Origin of the sequence: Vagococcus fluvialis (genome assembly GCF_048815235.1) — a bacterium.
GTDB lineage: Bacteria > Bacillota > Bacilli > Lactobacillales > Vagococcaceae > Vagococcus.
This window is the reverse complement of record NZ_JBMEAO010000018.1, coordinates 26318-46001: the sequence shown is the minus strand read 5'-3', so window position 1 is coordinate 46001 and position 19684 is coordinate 26318. Positions and strand designations below refer to the sequence as shown.

Below are 19684 nucleotides of genomic sequence, written 5' to 3'. Positions count from 1 at the left end.
TTGCTTTTTCTATTAATGAGACCCATAATACCAAGAAAAATAAAAGGGGCCAATTTGCGTTGTTTTCCATAAAAGCATCGGTCCAGTGGTACCAACAGTGGTCGGTTCTAATTGATAAAATGTCAGATGATTCCCTTCTTTTGAAGAATAAACAATTTCGGAACTAAATGCTTCTTTTGGAAACCCAAACAACAAGACGGTCCATCTCAGTGAACGACTTGGGCTCAGATGAATGAACAACCATAAACTTAAAAGGACTGCGCCAAGTATCCACCATTTTTTCTTCTTTTTTCTCATGATGTCTCCTTCTACCTATAACTATTTTATTTATTATACCATATAAAAAAAGTCGCCTTCTGAGTTGATCAGGAGACGACTTTTACTATTAAAACTCTTCTTTTCTTGCTTTACGATTTGTACGATTTGTTTGACGTCTTTCTAACTGACGTTTTTTCTTCTCGTTATGAGTAATCGCAGCGTTAATTTTCTTTTTGTATCCTGGTTTAACTTTTTTCTTTTTCTTTTGAACCATCCCAATCATCGTTGTATCTAATTGACGTTGTGATTTTTCACGTTTTTTACGACGGTCACGGTGGTAAGAATCTTTGATTTCCCCAGCATGAATCGCTTTTGGATGGAACTCAATACCTAATTTTTCTAATTCAGCTAATTGGCTTTCATCAGATGGAGAGTATAACGTAATCGCTGTTCCTTCTAAACCATTACGACCCGTACGTCCTACACGGTGAATAAAGAAATCTAAATCAGCTGGAATTTCAGCGTTAATAACATGAGAAACACCTTCAATATCAATTCCACGAGCAGCTAAGTCAGTTGCTACAACAAATTGATAATCTAAGTTCTGAATGTTTTTCATCACGCGTTTACGCTCACGTGGAGGAATGTCCCCATGAATTGTCGCTACTTTTAGACCTTGTTCTTTTAAAGACGACGCAATTTCATCTACACGTTGTTTCGTATTAGCAAAAATCATTACTAAGTATGGATTACCAATCGTTAATAATTTGTAGATAATTTGGTTAACGTCTTGCCCTTTAGTTGAAATTACCCAGTTATCAATCGTATCTGAGATAATTGATGACGGTTTAATATGCTCAACTACTGGATTGTCCATGTATTTTTTTAAGAATGGTTGTAATTTCACTGGAATCGTTGCTGAGAAGACTAACATTTGTAAGTCTTTTGGTAACGTTGCAGCGATTTGATCCACGTCTTCTAAGAATCCCATATCAAGAGTCATGTCCGCTTCATCCACAACAAAGAATTTCGCTGTATATGATTTTAATGACTTGCTTTCAATTAAATCACGCACACGTCCTGGCGTTCCAATAACTAAATGTGGTTGATTTGATTGTAGTTTATCCATTTGACGTTTTTTATCAGTTCCACCTACATATTGAGAGACTCTAATTTCTTCATCAGAGTGTTTCGCAATTTGTACAGCTGCTTGATAAATTTGATCCGCTAACTCACGACTTGGAGTCGTAATAATTCCTTGCACTTCATCCTTCTGAGGATTGATTGCTTCCATCATTGGTAGTAAGAATGTATGCGTCTTACCTGATCCCGTTTGAGATTGTCCCACAACGTTTTTCCCTTGCATAATCACAGGGATTAATTTTTGTTGCACTTCTGTTGGCTCTTTAAAGTTTTTCTCCTCTAAAGCCTTAATAATAAAATCCTTTAATTTAAATTGATTGAATGTATTCATTCTCTCACCTTCTCTCATTGTTTTGTCCTTTGGCATTATAACACATTTTACATGAACAATTTCAAAATCACTAAAATAAATACGAAATAACTTAAAATTGAGTAAGTTAGACTAGTTGTGGCAAACTCTTCATCTGCTCCGTAACTTCTCGATAAAATCGGCATGGCATTTTGAACGGGCATCGCTGATTGTAAGATAAATACTTGTAGCATAAGTGTTGGAACAGGTATCACAAATGAGACTAAGTAAACGACTAAGGGTGAAATAAAATAACGGCCTAACAAGACGCCAACCACATCTTTATTCATTTTTAAATTGGTAATTCCCGTTTGATAAATGATAATTCCAATAACAAATAATGACAAAGCAGTCGTCATACCACCAATATAACTCGCAAAATCAAACAAAGGCTTCGGCACATCCACTCCTGTTAAGAGCCATAAAATTCCCACCACAAAGCCCATTAAGGCAGGTGATAATAGTTGCTTTAATAGTTTATTCAAACTAAATTTAGCCGTTTTTATATCAATTTGTGGGTTATCTTTAGCAATCAACATAATTCCGATAGTAAAGAAAAATGTCGTGTTACATATGTAATAAAGCAGCGCATAAGGAATCGCTTTTTCACCAAACACAGCCATATTAACAGGCAGTCCCATAAAAATAGTATTCGCTGCTGTAAACATCGTCATAAAGGAGCCTTGTCTTGTAATCGGCACTTTGGTTAACTTCGCATAAAGAAAACTAATTCCGAATGTAATTAAAATAGAAACAAAAGGTAGCGCAATCCCTTTAAAGAGCTCTAAAAACTCATCTCGAGTAAACTTTTGTGTCATATTTAAAAACATGCTCAGCGGCAAGGTTATATTTAAAACAAGTTTTGAAAAAACATCTGCAATTTCATTATTAAACCATTGTTTCCACGTTAAAATATAACTTAACAAAATAATGGCTAAAACAACTAAAATATTCAGATAAGCTGTTAACATTTAAACAGCTCCTACAAATTCTCGTGGTAGACGGTCTGTTAAACCACAAGTTACTTCATAATTAATTGTTCCAACATATTCTGCTCCTTGTTGAACAGAGTTAAATAACTCGCCGTTTGTTCCAAAAATAGTCACCTTTGTTCCCACTGGTAAGTTTTCTTCTAATCGTATCATACATTGGTCCATACAAACGCGTCCCACAATCGGCGCTTTTTTGCCATTAACTAACACTTCAAATCCTTGGAAACGACGAATTAGGCCATCTGCATAACCAATTGGTAAGGTTCCAATAATTTCATCTCCACTAGTCTCATAAGTTGTTCCGTAACCTATTTTTTCTCCTGCTTTAACTTCTTTTACATGAATCAGCTCAGTTTCTAACGTTAAAGCTTGTGTTAGTTCATAAGGTGGAACTAACTCGTTCCCTGATGGGTTCATGCCATACATGGCATCACCAAAACGAATCAGATTGCTTTCCCAAGCATTATGCCATAAAGCAGTTGCTGAGTTAGAGGTATGAATGTATCTCATATCTGTCCCAAAAATCTCTAAAGCTTTAATAAATCGCTTTTGTTGTAACGCCACATAGGATTCATCAGTTGAATCAGCCTTCGAAAAATGAGTGAATAATCCTTCAAAAATAATCAGTGGATTATTGATTATCAGCTCATTTGCTAAAATCATTTCTTCGGGATTGGCGATGCCAATTCGTCCCATCCCTGTATCAATTTTTAAATGAATTTTGACTGGCTCACTTGTTTGTTTAGCTAAGTCTTCTAGCCATTCATAACTTGGAGCAGTTAGAGTTAAATCATGTTCAATGACTAAAGGTAGATAATCTAATGACACATAACTTAAAATTAAAATTTGAGTCTTAATGCCAGCTTCTCTTAATTCTAAAGCTTCATTAAGGTTAGAAACACACAAGCCGCTCGCTCCTGAAGCAATCGCCTTTTTAGCCACCTCAACAGCCCCGTGACCATAAGCATTTGCTTTAACGACTGCAAATAACTCTTGTCCTTTATCTAATCTATTAAGTTCTGATTTAATATTTGATGAAATAGCTTCTAAGTCTACGACAATTTTACTTGGTCGATAATTACTAGGCACCATTTTAATTCCTTCTTCCTACACATCTTTTTTCATTATCATTAATAGTAACACACAAATAAAAAAAGACTTAACAATTTTATTTGCTAAGTCTTAACTTTAATGTTTAGGAGCTACACCAATGGCTACTGATTTCTCACCTAAATGAGTCCCAATAACTGGTCCAAAGTCACAAATAATAACTTCTAGTCCTGAATTTGTTGCCAATAAATCTTGTTCTACCTGTTTAGCCGTTTCTAAGTTATTACAATGAATGACATAGAAGGTACTATCTTCTGGTTGACTGGCAATTTCAGTTAAAGCAATGTCTTCTACACGTTTCAATGCTTTTTTTTGTGAACGAATTTTTTCACTTAAAACAATGTCGCCATCTTGAAATTTCAGAATGGGTTTAATTTTTAATAAGGTACCAATAATTGCGGCCCCATTCTTTAAGCGGCCTCCACGTACTAAATGATTTAAATCGTCTACAACAATCAAACCTTCAACTTTTTCTCTAATATCTGATAATTTATTTAGAATTTTTTCAGGATTAGCGTCTTCAGCTGTCACCATATCTAAAGCAATTTCTACCATCTTCCCCATTGGACCACTTGTTAATAAAGAATCAAATGGATAAACAGAAGTAGATTCTATTTCCTCAGAAAAGCTATTCAATGATGAGTAAAGGCCTGAAATCCCTGAAGACATATGAATACTAATAACAGCATCATATCCTAATGCGCCAATTTTTTCATATAACTCAATTAATTCACCTATGGCAGGTTGAGAAGTTTTTGGAAAACTTTTAGATTGGTTTAATTTATCATAAAAACCATCTAAATGAATATCAACGCCTTCTAAATAAACTTCATCATCCATGATTAATGGCACTGGGACTATAAATAAATCTTCACGATTTCGATAGTCTTCTTTTATAAAAGCGGTGCTATCCGTGACGACTGCAATTTTCATCCGATTTCCTCAATTCTTTTCTCATTCCGGCATCAAATGCCTAAACTACATTATAGTGTTCTCTCAAACTAATGTAAAGAAAAAGCCCGATATTTATTAGTGATTAAAGAAATTTTTAATCGCCTCAGCATTAGCTGCTTCGTCTATTTCTAACACACTACCAGCGTAGTCATAATAGCCATCTGTCCAAGTTCCTTCAACAGGTACCGTTAAAATCTCAAGTGGTTTGTGGCGACTAAATAAATAACTAGTTCCAGTTGAAGGATAAAAACCAAAAGGAATATCGGTTTGAGTATAACCTCTGACAACACCAAGTGCTTCTGGAATACGCCATGCGTTTAAAGGATTTAAACTTTGAGAAAGAAGTGCTGTCATAACTTGTTGTTGACGTCTAACACGCCCAAAGTCCCCTTCCTCGTCTTTTCTAAAACGAGCATATTGCAGAGCTTCATTCCCATTCATCTTTTGAGGACCTTTTTTAATAACCGTTCCTTCAACTTCTAAATCTTTTTCTGCATCAATCTTTAACCCATTAGGTGCTAACGTATCAACAATTTTCGGGAAAGACTCAAAGTTAACAATCGCATAATACTGAATCGGAATCCCAAATGTATCTTTTATTGTTTTACGAACCATATCAGGTCCACCATACGCATATGCTGCATTAATTTTATTGTATTCCACACCATCTTTAGTTGGAATCGGCACTAATGTATCACGCATGATTGATACGATTTTTGGTTGCTTATTCTTTTTATCATAATGGGCAATCATAATCGTATCTGAACGCCCTTGATCTTCACCACGAGAATCACTACCTAATAATAGGATATTAGTTGAGCCGTCCATACTCTTATCTCCCATAAAATTCCCAACATCTGGTTGTAAATTGTTTTTGTCCATTTTGGTTTTCATGTAGCCTTTCATATAACCAAAACCAAAAAGAGCAATTAATACCAGTAAAATCGTTAAGAAAATGCGTAGTTTTTTACGCTTTTTACGAGGTTTTTTCCCTTTAGGAGGTTGTCCTGGAGATATAGGTTCCTCAATATTATCTTTTTTACCTTGTTTTTTTTGATTTTTCTTATCAATCTTAGCTTGTTTTTCTTTCTCAGCTTGACGATGGCGTTCCATCCTAGTCATGTCTGACATCTCTAACACCTCTAACTTTTTATTATCTATTTAGCATAAGCCATTTATAAAAAGAAAGATACTCTTAACCCTTTTTCTTAAAGTTTTTTTAGTCTAAAGCGCTTTTTCTCATAACGGGATAATCACCTAGTACTTTAATAATGCCACCTAGAGATTTTATTTCCTCAAGGGCTAGTGAGACTAAATCTGGTTGATCATTTTTAATATCAATTAAGAAAAAATAATCCCCTAGATGAGTTCTAAGAGGACGAGATTCAATTTTCGTTAAGTCTAACTCGCGCCAACTAAAAACTGATAATACCTTGTGTAAATTTCCTGGTTTGTTTTCAGGAAAATAAACCCCAATACTTTTTCTATAAGTTATTAGTGGATGCTGGCCCGTTTCTAATGCCTTTTTACCAATCACCCAAAACCTTGTTTCATTGGTTGGAATATCTTGAATATTTGGACACACAATTTCTAAACCATAAGTTGCTGCAGCTTCAATCGAAGCTATCGCTCCCACTGCTTGATTGGGATGGTCATTTAACCATTTAGCTGCTTCCGTTGTAGAAGACGTGACCGTTTGACGCGCTTTGGGTAATGTATCCTCTAAAAATTGTTGGGTTTGAGCTAAAGCTTGAGGATGAGACTTCACCTCTGTTATGCTTTGCCACTTGTTTTTCCATTGAGGATGAACCATCAAGTTTTGACTAATAGGCAAAATAACTTCTCCTTGAATCGGCACATCTAAATGATGATAAACCACATCTAAGGTTTGATTAACTGTTCCTTCTGTCGCATTTTCAATTGGAACAACCACAAAATCAAAGTCTTCCTTCTCAATACTTCTGAGACAGGAAAGAATAGTCTGACAAGGAATTAATTGCTGTGATTCAATTAATAGTTTGGCAGCACTATGGGTAAAAGAGCCTTCTGGTCCCAAATAACCAATTTCCATTAAATCAATCCCTTCGATTTTATTTCTGAAACTATTTCTGAAACAGATTTTTGGTCAATTAAAATAGTATCAGTAGCTACAGATTCATAGGCTTCTTGACGTTTTTCAAAAAGTTTTGTTAGTGACGAGATATCTTTTGCTAAGGGACGTTGATTCACCTGATCTTTTTCAATATGATTTATCAATGTAGATAAGCCACCCTTTAGATAAATCACTACTTTTTCTTCATTTAATAAAGCAAGATTTTCTTTTTGAGTCACGATTCCTCCGCCTGTAGCAATAATGCCTTGCTTTTTCAGAGCGTCTTTTAAGACTTGTGTTTCTAATCGGCGAAATCCTTCTTCACCCACTTCTTCAAAAATAGCTGAAATCGATTGACCTGCTAAAGTTTCAATTTCTTTATCCATTTCAATCAAAGGAAGAGCTAGCAAATTCGCTAACTCTTTACCGATTGTTGATTTTCCAGAACCCATAAAACCAACTAAAATAACTCTAATCATGACCATCACTCACTAAATGAGCTAAATCATCAAAAAATTCAGGATATGAAACTGATACAGCATCACTTTTTTCTAGTATCACTTCGCCTGTTTCAACTAAAAGAGCCGCAATTTGTAGCATCATCCCAATTCGGTGATCACCGTAACTAGTAACATTAGCACCATGTAAAGAAGTACCACCTTCAATGATTAAACCGTCTTCTGTTGGCGTGATATCTGCCCCCATTTTATTTAATTCATCTGAAACAGCTTGAATACGATCAGTTTCTTTGACACGTAATTCTTCGGCATCCTTAATAATAGTTTGTCCTTTTGCCTGTGTTGCAAGTAAGGCAATAATTGGAATTTCATCAATCAGACGTGGAATTAATTCACCTGATATTTCTGTACCAACTAATTCACTCGTTGACACAATAACAGTTCCTGATTCCGTTGTGTCATCAATATCAATGACTTCAATTTGGCCATTCATCTGTTTAATCACGTCAATAATACCTGTTCTAGTCTGACTTAAACCAACATTTTTCAGAACAATTCTACTATTTGGAACTAACAAACCAGCTACCATAAAGAAAGCTGCAGAAGAAATATCACCAGGTACTTGAACCTTTTGTCCAGTGAACTCTTGTCCACCTTTAATTTTTATTTCTTTCCCATTAACGTCGATGTCACCACCAAACTGTTTAATCATGACTTCTGTATGATTTCGCGTAAGCTCCTTTTCAAGAAGAACCGTTTCTCCTTTAGCAAAAAGAGCGGCGAATAATAGGGCTGATTTGACTTGTGCACTGGCAACAGGTAATTGATAGTGAATTGCCTGTAAGTCACTGCCGCCTTTAATCATAACAGGAGGAAACTCAGTGCCTTCATTTCCCTCGATTGTTAGCCCCATGTCTCGTAATGGTAACATCACTCGATTCATTGGTCTTTTCTGAATAGAGCCATCTCCTGTTAAAGTCACATCAAAGGATTGTCCTGCTAAAATCCCCATTAGTAAACGAATAGTTGTTCCAGAATTTCCAACATCTAAAACCGTTTCTGGTTGTTTAAGTCCCTTCATTCCAACGCCATGAACTTTTATTGTTTCACCGTCATCTTCAATCTGAACACCCATTTGACGAAATAATTTTAACGTATCTAAACAATCATCTGCTCTTAGAAAATGAGTGATTTCTGTTATCCCATTGGCAAGTGAACCAAACATTATACTGCGATGTGAAATTGATTTATCTCCTGGGACGCTTAATTCTCCCTGTAAACTTTTAATTCCTGTTTTTAATTTCATACAAACCTCCTACTATTGATTAACCATGTCATAAATAGTTTGTTTTGATACGGCTATTTTTGCCCGTTCTAAGTCTTTTTCATTCTTAAAAGAAACACATAAGACACCGAAAATATCATCTCTTGTTTCCATGATTTTAATATTGACCAAGCTAATTTTTTCTTTTGCTAAGACACCTGTCACTTCAGCTATTGCTCCAGGATAATCTGGTACATTTAAGTACAGATCATGGAAGCCTGGTAAACTCCCTTCTTTATGAACGGGAATGGTGTCTCGAACTTCTTTATTCCCTTTGAAAAACTGAAACAAAGTGCCTTCATCTAAATCTGTTAAAGCTTCTTTTAATCCAACTAAACGAGCTGTCCACTTATCTATTTCTTCTATTAATATAGACGAGTTACTTAAAGAAATATCCGTCCACATTAGGGGATCTGAACTTGCGATACGAGTAATATCGCGAAAACCTCCAGCTGCTAAGTTAAGTGCTTCTGGCACATCATCCATTAATTCTTTTGCCTGCTCAACTAATTGAGAGGCAATTAAATGGGGCATGTGACTTAAAACACCTGTGATTCGGTCATGAGTCTCTGGTTCTAACTCTAAAAATTTAGCTCGTGTTCCTTTAAAAAGGTTTCTTAATAGGTTTTTCTCACTATTAAGTTCATCACTTTCAGTTACAAGAATATAATAAGCATTTTCAAATAAATCTTTATCTGCTGCAATAAAACCTGACTTATGTGAGCCTGCCATAGGATGACCGCCAATAAAAGTATAATTTCTTTGTTTTAACCATCTGGCTTGCTTTAAAATTTCAACTTTTGTACTTCCAACATCTGTGACAATGACGTCTTTTTTTAAGTCAAAATAACTTAATTTTTCTAAAAGAGTCATTGTTACCATCACAGGTGTACAAAGAATAATCACATCTGCTTGCTTAGCTGCTTCTTGTAAATCAAGTGAATAAGTATCAATAATCCCGTAAGATTGAGCCCCTTTTAACTCTTCTTCTTGATGGCTAAACCCTACTATAGTAATCTCCGGGTGCTCTTCTTTAATACACAATCCTAAAGAAGAGCCAATCAAACCAACACCGATAAGTAATACGTTTTCTATTTTTTTCATCTATTCGAGTTCCTCTCTTATGTGATATTAAAAATTAAGAGTGTACTCGCGATAACGTTTCACTTCGTCCTTCATCCGATTAAATGAATCACTTTCAAATTTATCCAACATCGCTTTCGCAACTTCAATCGTCACCATAGCTTCTGCTACAACACTAGCAGCTGGTACCGCAGAACTATCTGAGCGTTCCACACTAGCTTTATAAACTTCTTTTGTATCAATATCAACAGATTGAAGTGGTTTGTAAAGAGTTGGAATTGGTTTCATGACACCACGAACCACGATTGGCATGCCATTTGTCATGCCGCCTTCAAAACCGCCTAAGTTGTTACTTGTTCTCGTGTAACCTGCTTCTTTACTCCAAATGATTTCATCCATTACTTCACTTCCGTAAAGACGTGCTGCTTCAAAACCAACACCAAATTCAACCCCTTTAAAGGCATTAATCGATACAACGGCTTGAGCAATTTTCCCGTCTAACTTAGCATCCCACTGTGTATGACTACCTAAACCAATTGGTACGCCACCGACAACAACTTCCACAACACCACCAATTGTATTTTTATCTAACTTAGTTTGATCAATTTTGTCTTTCATCGCTTCTTCTATTTGAGGATCCACACATCTCACAACTGAGCTTTCCGCTTTTGCTTGAATCTCACTAACTGTCATATTTTCTGGAATACTTCCACGAACGCCACCAATTTCTAACACATGACTAGCCACTTCAATATCTAGTGCTTGTAACATCTGCTTACAAATAGCTGCAATCGCAACGCGCATAGTTGTTTCACGGGCTGATGAACGCTCTAAGACATTTCTTAAATCATCATGTTCAAATTTAATCCCACCTACTAAGTCGGCATGTCCTGGACGTGGTTTGGATAAGCGACGCATTTTTTTAGCACGCTCATCAACTGGTTCAATTCCCATAACCGTTTCCCAGTTTTTAAAATCGTCATTTTTAACAACTAAAGTGATAGGTGAGCCTAATGTTTTCCCGTGTCTAATGCCTGACGTGACTTCAACCGTATCTGTTTCAATCAACATACGGCCACCACGACCGTAACCACCTTGTCTTCTTTTTAAATCATGATTGATTGCCTCTATCGAAATGGGAATCCCTGCTGGTAAGCCATCAATAATGGCTGTTAATTCTGGTCCATGTGATTCTCCTGCTGTTACATATCTCATATAAACACTTCCCTTTTATCCTTTAATATAGTTTTTCATCTCTTCTGTTTGAATCGTTGTAATTTTAGCTTGGCCTATCGTTTCTAATAGAATAATGCGAATCTGATTGCCACTTGTTTTTTTGTCATGAGTTAAAGCCTTAAAGATAGATTCTTCATTCCAATTATCAATCGTTGTTGGCAAATGAAATTTACTCAACATCTTTTCTAAAGGCTCTATAATTCCAGTTGGCATAGTGCCAAGTCTTTCCGCAGCTCTTGTGATACAACACATTCCTATGGCTACTGCTTCACCATGAGTCACCACGCCATACCCATAAGTTTGTTCAATGGCATGTCCTATGGTGTGACCGTAATTTAAAATAAGGCGAATTCCCGTATCTTTCTCATCTTCTTCTACCACTTTACGTTTCACTTGGCAACAAGCATAGATAATTTCTTCTGATTTTTCCAAAGCATCATGTTCATCTTTTAATGTTTCCAGTAAATGCCATAAGTTACTATCAGCAATAGCTGCTGATTTGACTACTTCGGCTAAGCCTTCTCTAATTCTTCTGTCTTCTAGCGTATTAAGTGTCATCGGGTCAATTAATACCCCATCTGGTTGGGCAAAAGTACCCACTAAGTTTTTAGCGACACTTGTATTAACTGCCGTTTTCCCACCAATACTACTGTCAACTTGAGCCAGTAAGGTTGTTGGTATTTGAAGAAAGTGTAAACCACGCATAAAAGTAGAAGCAACAAAGCCTCCTAAATCACCTACTACGCCACCACCAAGAATGATAATCCCGTCTTTTCGAGTCATCTCTTTTTCAGCTAAAAAATGATAAATTTTTTCGGCAGTAGCAAGACTCTTACTACCTTCTCCTGGTTCAATCCCATAAGTAAAAACCTCAAATCCTTGTGCTTCAATGCTTGTCTTCACCTGTTTTTCGTAAAGACTGGCCACAGTTGTATCTGTAATTAACACAATTTTTTGTTTTTCCCATAGACTAGCTACCCAATTCCCGACTTGGTTTAAGCTATTTTTTTCAATGAGTAACTCATAAGACTTTTCTGGTAAATTCACACTTAACTTCATTTGAAAGACTCCCTTTAAATTTTTTCTCTAATAGCTTTCACTTGTTTCATTGCTTCTGTCATCACATCAATTTGCTCCATCATATTCATGTAGCGTTTTTCATTTAAACTTTGTTGACCATCTGACCACGCTTTACTTGGTTCTGGATGAATTTCAACAATCATTCCTGAAGCACCACTTGCAACACCTGCAACTGCCATCGGTGTTACGTAATCCCAAACCCCAACACCATGACTTGGATCAACGATAATTGGGAAGTGACTTAATTTTTGAATAACAGGAACAGCACTTAAATCAAGTGTGTTTCTTGTAGCTGTTTCGTAAGTACGAATACCACGTTCAACAAAAATGACTTTTTGATTCCCAGTAGCAGCAATGTATTCAGCCGCATTTAACCACTCATCAATTGTTCCTGCTATTCCTCGTTTTAAAGCAACTGGCAACCCAGTTTTCCCAACCGCTTGAAGCAATTTAAAGTTTTGCATGTTACGAGCCCCAATTTGTAAAATATCAGTGTATTTAGCTACTAATTCTAGGTTCGCTTCATCCATAACTTCTGTGATAACTTTCATGTCAAATTTATCAGCTGCTTCACGAATGTATTTTAGACCTTCTTCTTCTAATCCTTGGAAAGCGTATGGAGATGTTCTTGGTTTAAAGGCTCCACCACGTAAAACAGTCGCGCCACCTGCTTTAGCAATTCTTGCACATTCCATAATTTGGTCTAATCCTTCAATCGAACATGGACCTGCCATTGTAACAAAGTTTTCTTCGCCACCAATTTTCAAACCATCTACGTCAACTACTGTGTCTACTGGATGGAACTCACGACTCGTTAATTTATATGTGCTTGTTACGCGAACCGTATCTAAAACACCATCGTATCCTCTGAACGGAACATCAATGACTTTTTCAGTGTCTCCAACTAATCCAATAACTGTTTTATCTTTGCCTTCACTTAAATGGACTTCTAATCCTTCTTCTTTCACACGTTTAATCACTGCTTCTACTTGTTCCTTTGTTGCGTCTTGTCTCATAATAATAATCATTGTATTTTCTCCTTTTATTGCCATTGGTCAATCAACATTTCTTCGATTGCTGTCACAGGCATCTCTTTTTTAGTCATTAACTTAAATGCGTGAGCTGCTTGATGAACAAGCATTCCTAAACCATTAATCGTTAGGGCTCCTCTTTGTTTCCCTTGTTTTAAAAATTCAGTTTCTAACGGGTGATAAATCAAATCCACTAAAACATGAGTTGAATTCACTTCACACATACTAGCTACCGGCAGTGATTTATCTTCTCCCATGCCAATTTGTGTGCCGTTAATAATAATATCGCTTGTTTTCATTAGTTCATTCATTGTTTTGTCATCTTTATAATCAAACAATCGTATCAAGGTTCCTGTTTGTTTTGCAATTTCTTCTAACTCTCTTGCAACTTGTTGATACGTTGTATTGTTTCGTTTAAATACATTTATTTCCTTGGCCTTTTCAAGAGCGCATTGACATAAAACAGCTTTAGCTGCTCCTCCTGCTCCTAAAATCATAATCTTTTTATCAGCTACACTAACTTGTTGACTCTTTAAACTTTCAACAAACCCAATGCCATCAGTGTTAAACCCGAATAGCTTGCCGTTTTGCGGAATAACTGTATTAACAACTCCTATTAACTCAGCTTCTTTTGATACCTCATCACATGCGTCAAAGGCAAGTTTTTTATAAGGCATCGAAATATTAACACCTAACATATCTAAAGTTAATACACTAGATAAAGCTTGATTAAATTGCTCTTTCTCTACTTCAAAAGCGAGATAAACAGCATCAATTTCTTTCACCTCATAGGCTTTATTATGAATCATAGGTGATAAACTATGTTTGATAGGATTAGCAATCACTCCTGCTAATCTGGTTTGTCCTGAAATATCTGATTTCATTGGTTCTCCTTTCTAATTAAAAAAATAAAAGACGATAACTTACATAGATTAATACAACAAATCTATAGTTACCGTCTTTCTCGAATACAAGTATTCAATATAAAAAAGAAAAGCCACCATAGATTTTGTGATCATCTATGTGGCCTTTAAAGTCAAATTAAAGTTCTCTAGCCCTCATAGATACAAACGTTTTGTTTGTACCCATGAAACAAATGGTTACAAACAGTCTCTATAATAGCTAAAGTAAAAGTTATTCAGTTGTGAGGTTTGACGCGTAATTAATTTGTTCATGTCCTTCACTCCAACGTGCTTTATTTAATAATTGAACACAGTATACCCATAAAAAAAAAACTTGTCAATTATTTTTCAAAAAAATGTTTTATTGTTATAATTGTCTTAAGGAGGAGTTACTTTGAAAAAGAAACTAATTATTATCTCCGTCGATGCCTTAGGTGCTCTCGATATTAAACTGCATAAGGACAAACTACCCACCCTATCTAAACTGATTGATAAGGGAACTCATGTAGAAAAAGTAAAAGGAATTTATCCAACACTTACCTACCCGTCCCATGTAACTTTAATGACTGGTATGTATCCCAAAGATCATGGCGTGATTAACAACACAAAATTACAATCAACACGAAATTCACCAGATTGGTACTGGTATGATAAAGAAATTAAAGTTCCGACTGTCTATGATGTGGCAAAAAACGAAGGCTTAACGACTGCTGCCTTTTTATGGCCAGTCACAGCAAGTAGTAGCATTGATTACAACATTGCTGAAATTTTTCCAAACCGCATATGGACAAACCAAGTCATGATTTCTTTAAAGGCAAGTTCACCATTATTTTTATTAAATATGAATCAAAAATATGGTCACTTAAGAAAAGGCATTATGCAACCCTTTTTAGATGATTTTGTAACAGCCTGTGCTGTTGATACGATTTCAACTAAAAAACCTGATTTAACTTTAATTCACCTTGTAGATATGGATAGTATGCGTCATGCTTACGGCGTTCAATCAACAGAAGCTGTAGATGCTTTGATTCGCCAAGACAAACGAGTCGCTCAAATCATTCAAGCCACAAAAGATAATGGGACATTTGACCACACTAACTTTGTGGTTTTAGGAGATCATTATCAACTTGATGTTAATAAAATGATTAAGCTAAATGTTTTATTTGCTGAAAAAGGTTGGGCTGAAACTAAACCTAACGGAAGCATAAAAAATAACTGGCAAGTCTATGCTAAAAGTTGTGATGGCTCGACTTATATTTATTGTAAAAACACTAGTAAAGTTGATCCAAAAGAGATTTATCACGCCATTAAAGACTTAAAAGGTATTGATGCTATTTACACATCTGAAGAATGTCGTAATATGGGAGCTGACCCTCGTGCTACTTTCATGATAGAAGCTTCTGACGGTTATTATTTTAGTGATGAAACAACTGGTGACATCTTTGAAGACGTCAAAAAAGAAGACATTGGTAAACCAAATCGCTATTTTGGTATACATGGTTCTCATCCAGGCAAACCAAACTATGAAACAACGGTCATGTTTTACGGACCAAGTATTAAAGAAGGACATAAAATAACGAATGCCCATCTAGTTGATGAAGCCCCTACTTTTGCTAAATTACTAGCATTAAAGACATTTCCAAAAGAGGTTTCAGGTATTTGTATTGAAGATATATTTAGATAAGAAAAAACAGTTAGCTTTAAGGCTAACTGTTTTTTCTTATTCATAATGTGACGTATCACTATAAACTTCAAGAATTGCTTGTTCATCTGTTAAAACGATTTTAGTCATACTATTAGGTGCCACATCATCTAACTCCTCAATTGACAGACCTAGTAAATCGGCAACCATGGTTTTAATCGTAATTCGATGCGAGACCATTCCAATGACTTGACCTTGATGTAGCTCCACCATTTTCTGAATAGATTCACGGCTTCTTAAAGAAAGAGCTTCAAAGGTTTCACCTTGATTAGTAGCTTGAAAAGATAATGGCGCGTCCCAAAAACGTTGCCACTCTTCCTTATCTATTCGTTCTATTTCATCATAAGTTTTACCTTCCCAATTTCCCATGTTAATTTCTTGAAGACCACTTGCTTCATACTCAGGAAATCGAAGAGATTGATTGATTAACCCTCTTGTTTCAAGGGCTCGTTCACTAGGACTTGAATAAAAAGCATCAAACACGATAGCTTCCTTTTCTAACTTTTCACCTAATAAAATAGCCTGGTTTTTCCCCACATCTGTCAAATCTGAATTTTGCCACCCTTGCATTCTTTGTTCTTGATTCCATTTCGTTTGACCATGACGAATTAAGTATAATGTTGTTTGCATTCTTTCATCCCCTTACTCTTTTATTGTAAAGCTAAGTCAAAATGATTTATAATACCAATAAGAACCTAATTCATAACAAAAAGTTATAGGAGTGTTAATGATGAATTTAAACGCCTTACGTTTCTTCTATGAAGCCAGTCAATATGACACCTTAACTGAAGCCAGTCAGCACTTACATATCAGTCAACCGGCATTAACTAAACACATTAAAAATTTGGAAAAAGACTATCATGTCAATTTAGTTGAGAAACAAGGAAGAAATATTGTCTTAACAGATTTAGGGCAACAAATTGTTACAGCCGCATCTCTTTTATTTGAACAAGAAAAACAAATCGAAGCTCTTTTAACGAATCATCAAGAAACTCAAATTATAGGCACAACACAACTTAATAGCGATGATTTAATGCGAAGTTTGCTAGCTAATGATGACAATAACTATCAATTATCTTTTATGACCGAAAACACTCATACCCTTATAACTAAACTTAAAAATAAAACTATCGACTACGCTATTTTACCTGAAAGACATGAACTAGCTGACTTTTCTAAAGAGTTTCTCTTTACAGATAATCTTATTTTTGTTGCCCATCCTGATTACTGTCCAGATACTATATCTCTTAGCGAATTATCTCACTATCAATTTATTAAACGAGAATCAGGAAGCTCACTCCAAGAAGTACTCGATAATCAAATTAACATGCCACTAAATTATCAATTACAAGTCTCTGGCCATTTAAATGCTTTAACGGCTTGTCAGCTTAAAAAAGGCCTCTATCTGACTTCTGCTAAGAGTGTTGTCTCTTTATTACTTGAAGACTCTCTGAAAGAAGTTATTATCACAAGTATCACCTTCAAACCAAGAGATTTTTATCTTTATAGTAATCACCCTCAGCAATCTAATTTATTCAAACAAAAGTTAATAAAAGACATAAAAAAAAAGTTGTAACCTAGGTAAAACTTTAGGTTACAACTTTTTATTTTTATATTAGTGAGTTTGTCCACCAACAACTTTTAAATCTTCTTTACCGTCAAATTCAACGATAGCTTCAATAGCAGCAACAATCCCACGAGTAATATCTTCTAAACTCATTGCAGGCATTCCTGGGCGTTCTAAAACTTGTTCTGGTAAGAATGGCACATGCATGAAACCAGCTTTAGCTTTTGGAAATTCTTTATGTGTTAAGTATAGACTTTGGTACATAATGTGGTTACATACAAAAGTCCCTGCTGTATTTGAAACAGAGGCTGGTAAACCAGCGTTTTTCATTGCTGTTACCATTGCTTTAACTGGGTGTTGAGAGAAATAAGCTGGTTCGCCGTCAGCTTTGATTTCTACATCAATTGGTTGATTGCCTTCGTTATCAGGAATACGCGCATCATCTAAATTAATAGCAACACGCTCAGGTGTTAAGTCGAAACGTCCCCCTGCTTGACCAATGTTTAACACGTAATCAACGTCATGTTTAGCCATTACTTCACGAGTTACCTCAGCACTTTTATTAAAAACGGTTGGAATTTCTAATTTGATAATCTCTGCTCCAGCAATTGTATCTGGTAATCTTTTCACTGCTTCAATAGCAGGGTTCATTGTATCTTGTCCAAATGGATCAAATCCAGTTACTAATATTTTCATCTTAAATCTTCCTTTCTATTTTTAAAATGCCCAGAAATACATCAAGGCAATATGTACAACAATCATAATACAAGCAATTTTTGCTTGCTCTTTGATGACACCATTTTGATTTTCCATCTCAAGTAATGAGGCTGGTAAAATATTAAAGTTAGCTGCCATTGGTGTTAATAATGTTCCACAGTATCCTGCAGTTAAAGCTAATGCTCCAGCAATCGCAGGGTCTGCTCCTTGAGCGATAACAAATGGAATCCCAACACCAGCTGTAATAACAGTGAAGGCTGCAAAACCATTCCCCATAATCATCGTAAAGATAACCATTCCAAGAACGTAAGCAATCACGCCTGCTAAACGGTGACCTTCTGGTACAAAACCACCAATCATTTTAGAGATAACATCTCCCACACCAGCAATCGTAAAAATAGCGCCTAATGCGGCTAATAATTGTGGTAAAATCCCTGAAGTTCCCATAGCTTGAATCATACGGTCACTTTCTTGAATCACGTGTTTTGGTTTTGATTTAAAGATAATCATCGCTAAAATAATACCAACAACTGATGCCACACCAATCGCTGATTTACTTGATAGCGGAATAAACATCGCTAAAACAACGGAAACAACCGCTAGTGATAAAACAGGAATAAAGATTTTATTTCCATATTTTTTCGCATCTTTATCTAATTTTTCTTGGTCAAAAGCTTCAAATTTACTGATTTCAAATTGTTTGAATAATGAAATCACACCTAGTAAAACAACTAAAGCACCATTTACTGCATTAGGTAACACTTTACCAAGCATAAATAATACACCTAAGTCTAACCAGAAAAGACTAGAACCAATACGTTTTGAATTGTTTTTGTCGTTAAAAACTTTATACGCTGTGTATGTCAACTGAAGCCCTACTAATACAAAGAAGAACTCTAATAGATTGTTAAAAAATGTCTCCATTATTTCTTATCTCCTTTGTTTTTGTATTTTCGATCTAATTTCTTATCAAATAAGATATTAGATAAGACACCAATCACAATCATGACTAGAGCAACTGGTACTGATGCTTTAACAATATCAAAAGCTGATACATCATAGTTCATTGAATCAAGTGTACTAGCAATTAATAAAACTCCCGCAGCACTAATGAACGTATTTTGTCCAAAGAAGTTACCATAGTTATCCATAGCAGCTGATTTAGCTTTAATCGTTTCTTTGTCTTTTTCATCTAATTCACCATACTTAGCTTCAGCTGATGCTTCTGCCATTGGTTGAACTAACGGTCTAACAAACTGAGGATGTCCTCCTAAACGAATAGAAAAGGCTCCCGCTAATTCTCTAACAATTAAATAAATTGATAAGAAAGTCCCTGTTGTGAGTCCTTTCAATTTCTTAATTAAGTTAACAGCTTGTTCTTTTAATCCATGAGACTCTGCTAATCCAATTAAAGGCAATGTTAAGAAAAAGATTGTTACGATTCTTTGATCCACAAAAGCCTTTCCTAAATGCTCTAAAAATTCAACTGGTGTAATACCAGAAACAAGAGCTGTTGCAAGCGCAGCGACTACAACCACTGCAATAGTATCGAATTTAAAAATGAAACCTAGAACGATAATAACGATACCGATAAGTTTAATCCACTCCATGTGTTCCTCTCCCTTAATAAAAATAATAACAGTTTTTATTCTACTATACTTTAAGCGTTTTTCAAAAAGTAAAAGT

The 19684-nt window shown here is 35.5% G+C and carries 20 protein-coding genes; 2 read left to right on the top strand and 18 right to left on the bottom strand.

Annotated elements, in window-relative coordinates; genetic code table 11:
- Positions 1-12 precede the first annotated feature (12 nt).
- The 14 genes from ACODH8_RS11925 to aroE all read right to left on the bottom strand — a co-directional run bounded on the left by ACODH8_RS11925 (position 13) and on the right by aroE (position 13994).
- Positions 13-297: a hypothetical protein gene (locus tag ACODH8_RS11925; RefSeq protein WP_332466886.1), complete on the bottom strand. Its 285-nt coding sequence runs from the start codon at positions 295-297 to the stop codon at positions 13-15.
- Positions 298-385: 88 nt separating this feature from the next.
- On the bottom strand, positions 386-1732 hold the full coding sequence (locus ACODH8_RS11920; RefSeq protein ID WP_332466887.1) for a DEAD/DEAH box helicase: 1347 nt from the start codon (positions 1730-1732) through the stop codon (positions 386-388).
- A gap of 47 nt (positions 1733-1779) precedes the next feature.
- Positions 1780-2721, bottom strand: a complete 942-nt coding sequence (locus ACODH8_RS11915; protein ID WP_332466888.1) for an AEC family transporter — start codon at positions 2719-2721, stop codon at positions 1780-1782.
- Positions 2722-3834 (bottom strand): alanine racemase, encoded by a 1113-nt coding sequence (gene alr, locus ACODH8_RS11910; RefSeq protein WP_332466889.1) that lies wholly within the window; start codon positions 3832-3834, stop codon positions 2722-2724. It abuts the gene before it with no gap.
- Between the two features lie 96 nt (positions 3835-3930).
- A complete protein-coding gene (locus tag ACODH8_RS11905) occupies positions 3931-4785 on the bottom strand; it encodes a DegV family protein (protein WP_332466890.1) in 855 nt (284 codons plus the stop codon).
- A gap of 96 nt (positions 4786-4881) precedes the next feature.
- Positions 4882-5937, bottom strand: a complete 1056-nt coding sequence (locus ACODH8_RS11900; protein ID WP_332466891.1) for an LCP family protein — start codon at positions 5935-5937, stop codon at positions 4882-4884.
- Positions 5938-6025: 88 nt separating this feature from the next.
- The gene (pheA, locus tag ACODH8_RS11895) at positions 6026-6877 is read right to left on the bottom strand and encodes a prephenate dehydratase (protein ID WP_332466892.1); all 852 of its coding nucleotides are present in this window, start codon (positions 6875-6877) and stop codon (positions 6026-6028) included.
- Positions 6877-7377, bottom strand: coding sequence for a shikimate kinase (locus ACODH8_RS11890; protein ID WP_332466893.1), 501 nt, complete (start codon positions 7375-7377; stop codon positions 6877-6879). The genes pheA and ACODH8_RS11890 overlap by 1 nt, the downstream gene beginning before the upstream one ends.
- Positions 7370-8662, bottom strand: a complete 1293-nt coding sequence (gene aroA / locus ACODH8_RS11885; RefSeq protein WP_332466894.1) for a 3-phosphoshikimate 1-carboxyvinyltransferase — start codon at positions 8660-8662, stop codon at positions 7370-7372. The genes ACODH8_RS11890 and aroA overlap by 8 nt, the downstream gene beginning before the upstream one ends.
- A 12-nt stretch (positions 8663-8674) precedes the next feature.
- Positions 8675-9784: a prephenate dehydrogenase gene (locus ACODH8_RS11880; RefSeq protein WP_332466895.1), complete on the bottom strand. Its 1110-nt coding sequence runs from the start codon at positions 9782-9784 to the stop codon at positions 8675-8677.
- 27 nt (positions 9785-9811) lie between these two features.
- Positions 9812-10978, bottom strand: a complete 1167-nt coding sequence (gene aroC / locus ACODH8_RS11875; protein WP_332466896.1) for a chorismate synthase — start codon at positions 10976-10978, stop codon at positions 9812-9814.
- A gap of 15 nt (positions 10979-10993) precedes the next feature.
- Positions 10994-12058, bottom strand: coding sequence for a 3-dehydroquinate synthase (aroB, locus tag ACODH8_RS11870; protein WP_332466897.1), 1065 nt, complete (start codon positions 12056-12058; stop codon positions 10994-10996).
- A 14-nt stretch (positions 12059-12072) separates the two neighbouring features.
- Entirely contained in the window at positions 12073-13107 is a 1035-nt protein-coding gene (gene aroF / locus ACODH8_RS11865; protein ID WP_332466898.1) for a 3-deoxy-7-phosphoheptulonate synthase, read from the bottom strand.
- A 14-nt stretch (positions 13108-13121) separates the two neighbouring features.
- A complete protein-coding gene (gene aroE / locus ACODH8_RS11860) occupies positions 13122-13994 on the bottom strand; it encodes a shikimate dehydrogenase (RefSeq protein ID WP_332466899.1) in 873 nt (290 codons plus the stop codon).
- Between the two features lie 412 nt (positions 13995-14406).
- On the opposite strand from aroE, the gene ACODH8_RS11855 reads away from it, so the two are divergent.
- Positions 14407-15696 carry an ectonucleotide pyrophosphatase/phosphodiesterase gene (locus ACODH8_RS11855; protein WP_332466900.1) on the top strand — a complete coding sequence of 430 codons (1290 nt, stop codon included), beginning with the start codon at positions 14407-14409 and terminating at the stop codon, positions 15694-15696.
- A gap of 36 nt (positions 15697-15732) precedes the next feature.
- On the opposite strand, the gene ACODH8_RS11850 is transcribed toward ACODH8_RS11855, so the two are convergent.
- Complete coding sequence (locus ACODH8_RS11850; protein WP_332466901.1) at positions 15733-16344, bottom strand: histidine phosphatase family protein; 612 nt, start codon at positions 16342-16344, stop codon at positions 15733-15735.
- A gap of 100 nt (positions 16345-16444) precedes the next feature.
- On the opposite strand from ACODH8_RS11850, the gene ACODH8_RS11845 reads away from it, so the two are divergent.
- On the top strand, positions 16445-17290 hold the full coding sequence (locus ACODH8_RS11845; protein ID WP_332466902.1) for a LysR family transcriptional regulator: 846 nt from the start codon (positions 16445-16447) through the stop codon (positions 17288-17290).
- Between the two features lie 39 nt (positions 17291-17329).
- Here ACODH8_RS11845 and pcp read toward each other — a convergent pair whose 3' ends face one another.
- From pcp to ACODH8_RS11830, 3 genes are read right to left on the bottom strand one after another with little or no spacing between them, the layout of a single operon-like run.
- Positions 17330-17977 carry a pyroglutamyl-peptidase I gene (pcp, locus tag ACODH8_RS11840; RefSeq protein WP_332466903.1) on the bottom strand — a complete coding sequence of 216 codons (648 nt, stop codon included), beginning with the start codon at positions 17975-17977 and terminating at the stop codon, positions 17330-17332.
- 21 nt (positions 17978-17998) lie between these two features.
- Positions 17999-18922: a DUF979 domain-containing protein gene (locus ACODH8_RS11835; protein ID WP_332466904.1), complete on the bottom strand. Its 924-nt coding sequence runs from the start codon at positions 18920-18922 to the stop codon at positions 17999-18001.
- Entirely contained in the window at positions 18922-19608 is a 687-nt protein-coding gene (locus ACODH8_RS11830; RefSeq protein WP_332466905.1) for a DUF969 domain-containing protein, read from the bottom strand. The genes ACODH8_RS11835 and ACODH8_RS11830 overlap by 1 nt, the downstream gene beginning before the upstream one ends.
- Between the last annotated feature and the right edge of the window lie 76 nt (positions 19609-19684).

Bases quoted from the DNA above. Each gene is read 5' to 3' on its own strand.
- alr (WP_332466889.1), bottom strand. From the start codon at position 3,834: ATGGTGCCTAGTAATTATCGACCAAGTAAAATTGTCGTAGACTTAGAA.
- aroB (WP_332466897.1), bottom strand. From the start codon at position 12,058: ATGAAGTTAAGTGTGAATTTACCAGAAAAGTCTTATGAGTTACTCATT.
- aroA (WP_332466894.1), bottom strand. From the start codon at position 8,662: ATGAAATTAAAAACAGGAATTAAAAGTTTACAGGGAGAATTAAGCGTC.
- ACODH8_RS11890 (WP_332466893.1), bottom strand. From the start codon at position 7,377: ATGATTAGAGTTATTTTAGTTGGTTTTATGGGTTCTGGAAAATCAACA.
- pcp (WP_332466903.1), bottom strand. From the start codon at position 17,977: ATGAAAATATTAGTAACTGGATTTGATCCATTTGGACAAGATACAATG.
- aroC (WP_332466896.1), bottom strand. From the start codon at position 10,978: ATGAGATATGTAACAGCAGGAGAATCACATGGACCAGAATTAACAGCC.
- aroE (WP_332466899.1), bottom strand. From the start codon at position 13,994: ATGAAATCAGATATTTCAGGACAAACCAGATTAGCAGGAGTGATTGCT.
- ACODH8_RS11905 (WP_332466890.1), bottom strand. From the start codon at position 4,785: ATGAAAATTGCAGTCGTCACGGATAGCACCGCTTTTATAAAAGAAGAC.
- ACODH8_RS11845 (WP_332466902.1), top strand. From the start codon at position 16,445: ATGAATTTAAACGCCTTACGTTTCTTCTATGAAGCCAGTCAATATGAC.
- ACODH8_RS11835 (WP_332466904.1), bottom strand. From the start codon at position 18,922: ATGGAGACATTTTTTAACAATCTATTAGAGTTCTTCTTTGTATTAGTA.
- aroF (WP_332466898.1), bottom strand. From the start codon at position 13,107: ATGATTATTATTATGAGACAAGACGCAACAAAGGAACAAGTAGAAGCA.
- ACODH8_RS11925 (WP_332466886.1), bottom strand. From the start codon at position 297: ATGAGAAAAAAGAAGAAAAAATGGTGGATACTTGGCGCAGTCCTTTTA.
- ACODH8_RS11900 (WP_332466891.1), bottom strand. From the start codon at position 5,937: ATGTCAGACATGACTAGGATGGAACGCCATCGTCAAGCTGAGAAAGAA.
- ACODH8_RS11830 (WP_332466905.1), bottom strand. From the start codon at position 19,608: ATGGAGTGGATTAAACTTATCGGTATCGTTATTATCGTTCTAGGTTTC.
- ACODH8_RS11920 (WP_332466887.1), bottom strand. From the start codon at position 1,732: ATGAATACATTCAATCAATTTAAATTAAAGGATTTTATTATTAAGGCT.
- ACODH8_RS11915 (WP_332466888.1), bottom strand. From the start codon at position 2,721: ATGTTAACAGCTTATCTGAATATTTTAGTTGTTTTAGCCATTATTTTG.
- ACODH8_RS11880 (WP_332466895.1), bottom strand. From the start codon at position 9,784: ATGAAAAAAATAGAAAACGTATTACTTATCGGTGTTGGTTTGATTGGC.
- pheA (WP_332466892.1), bottom strand. From the start codon at position 6,877: ATGGAAATTGGTTATTTGGGACCAGAAGGCTCTTTTACCCATAGTGCT.
- ACODH8_RS11850 (WP_332466901.1), bottom strand. From the start codon at position 16,344: ATGCAAACAACATTATACTTAATTCGTCATGGTCAAACGAAATGGAAT.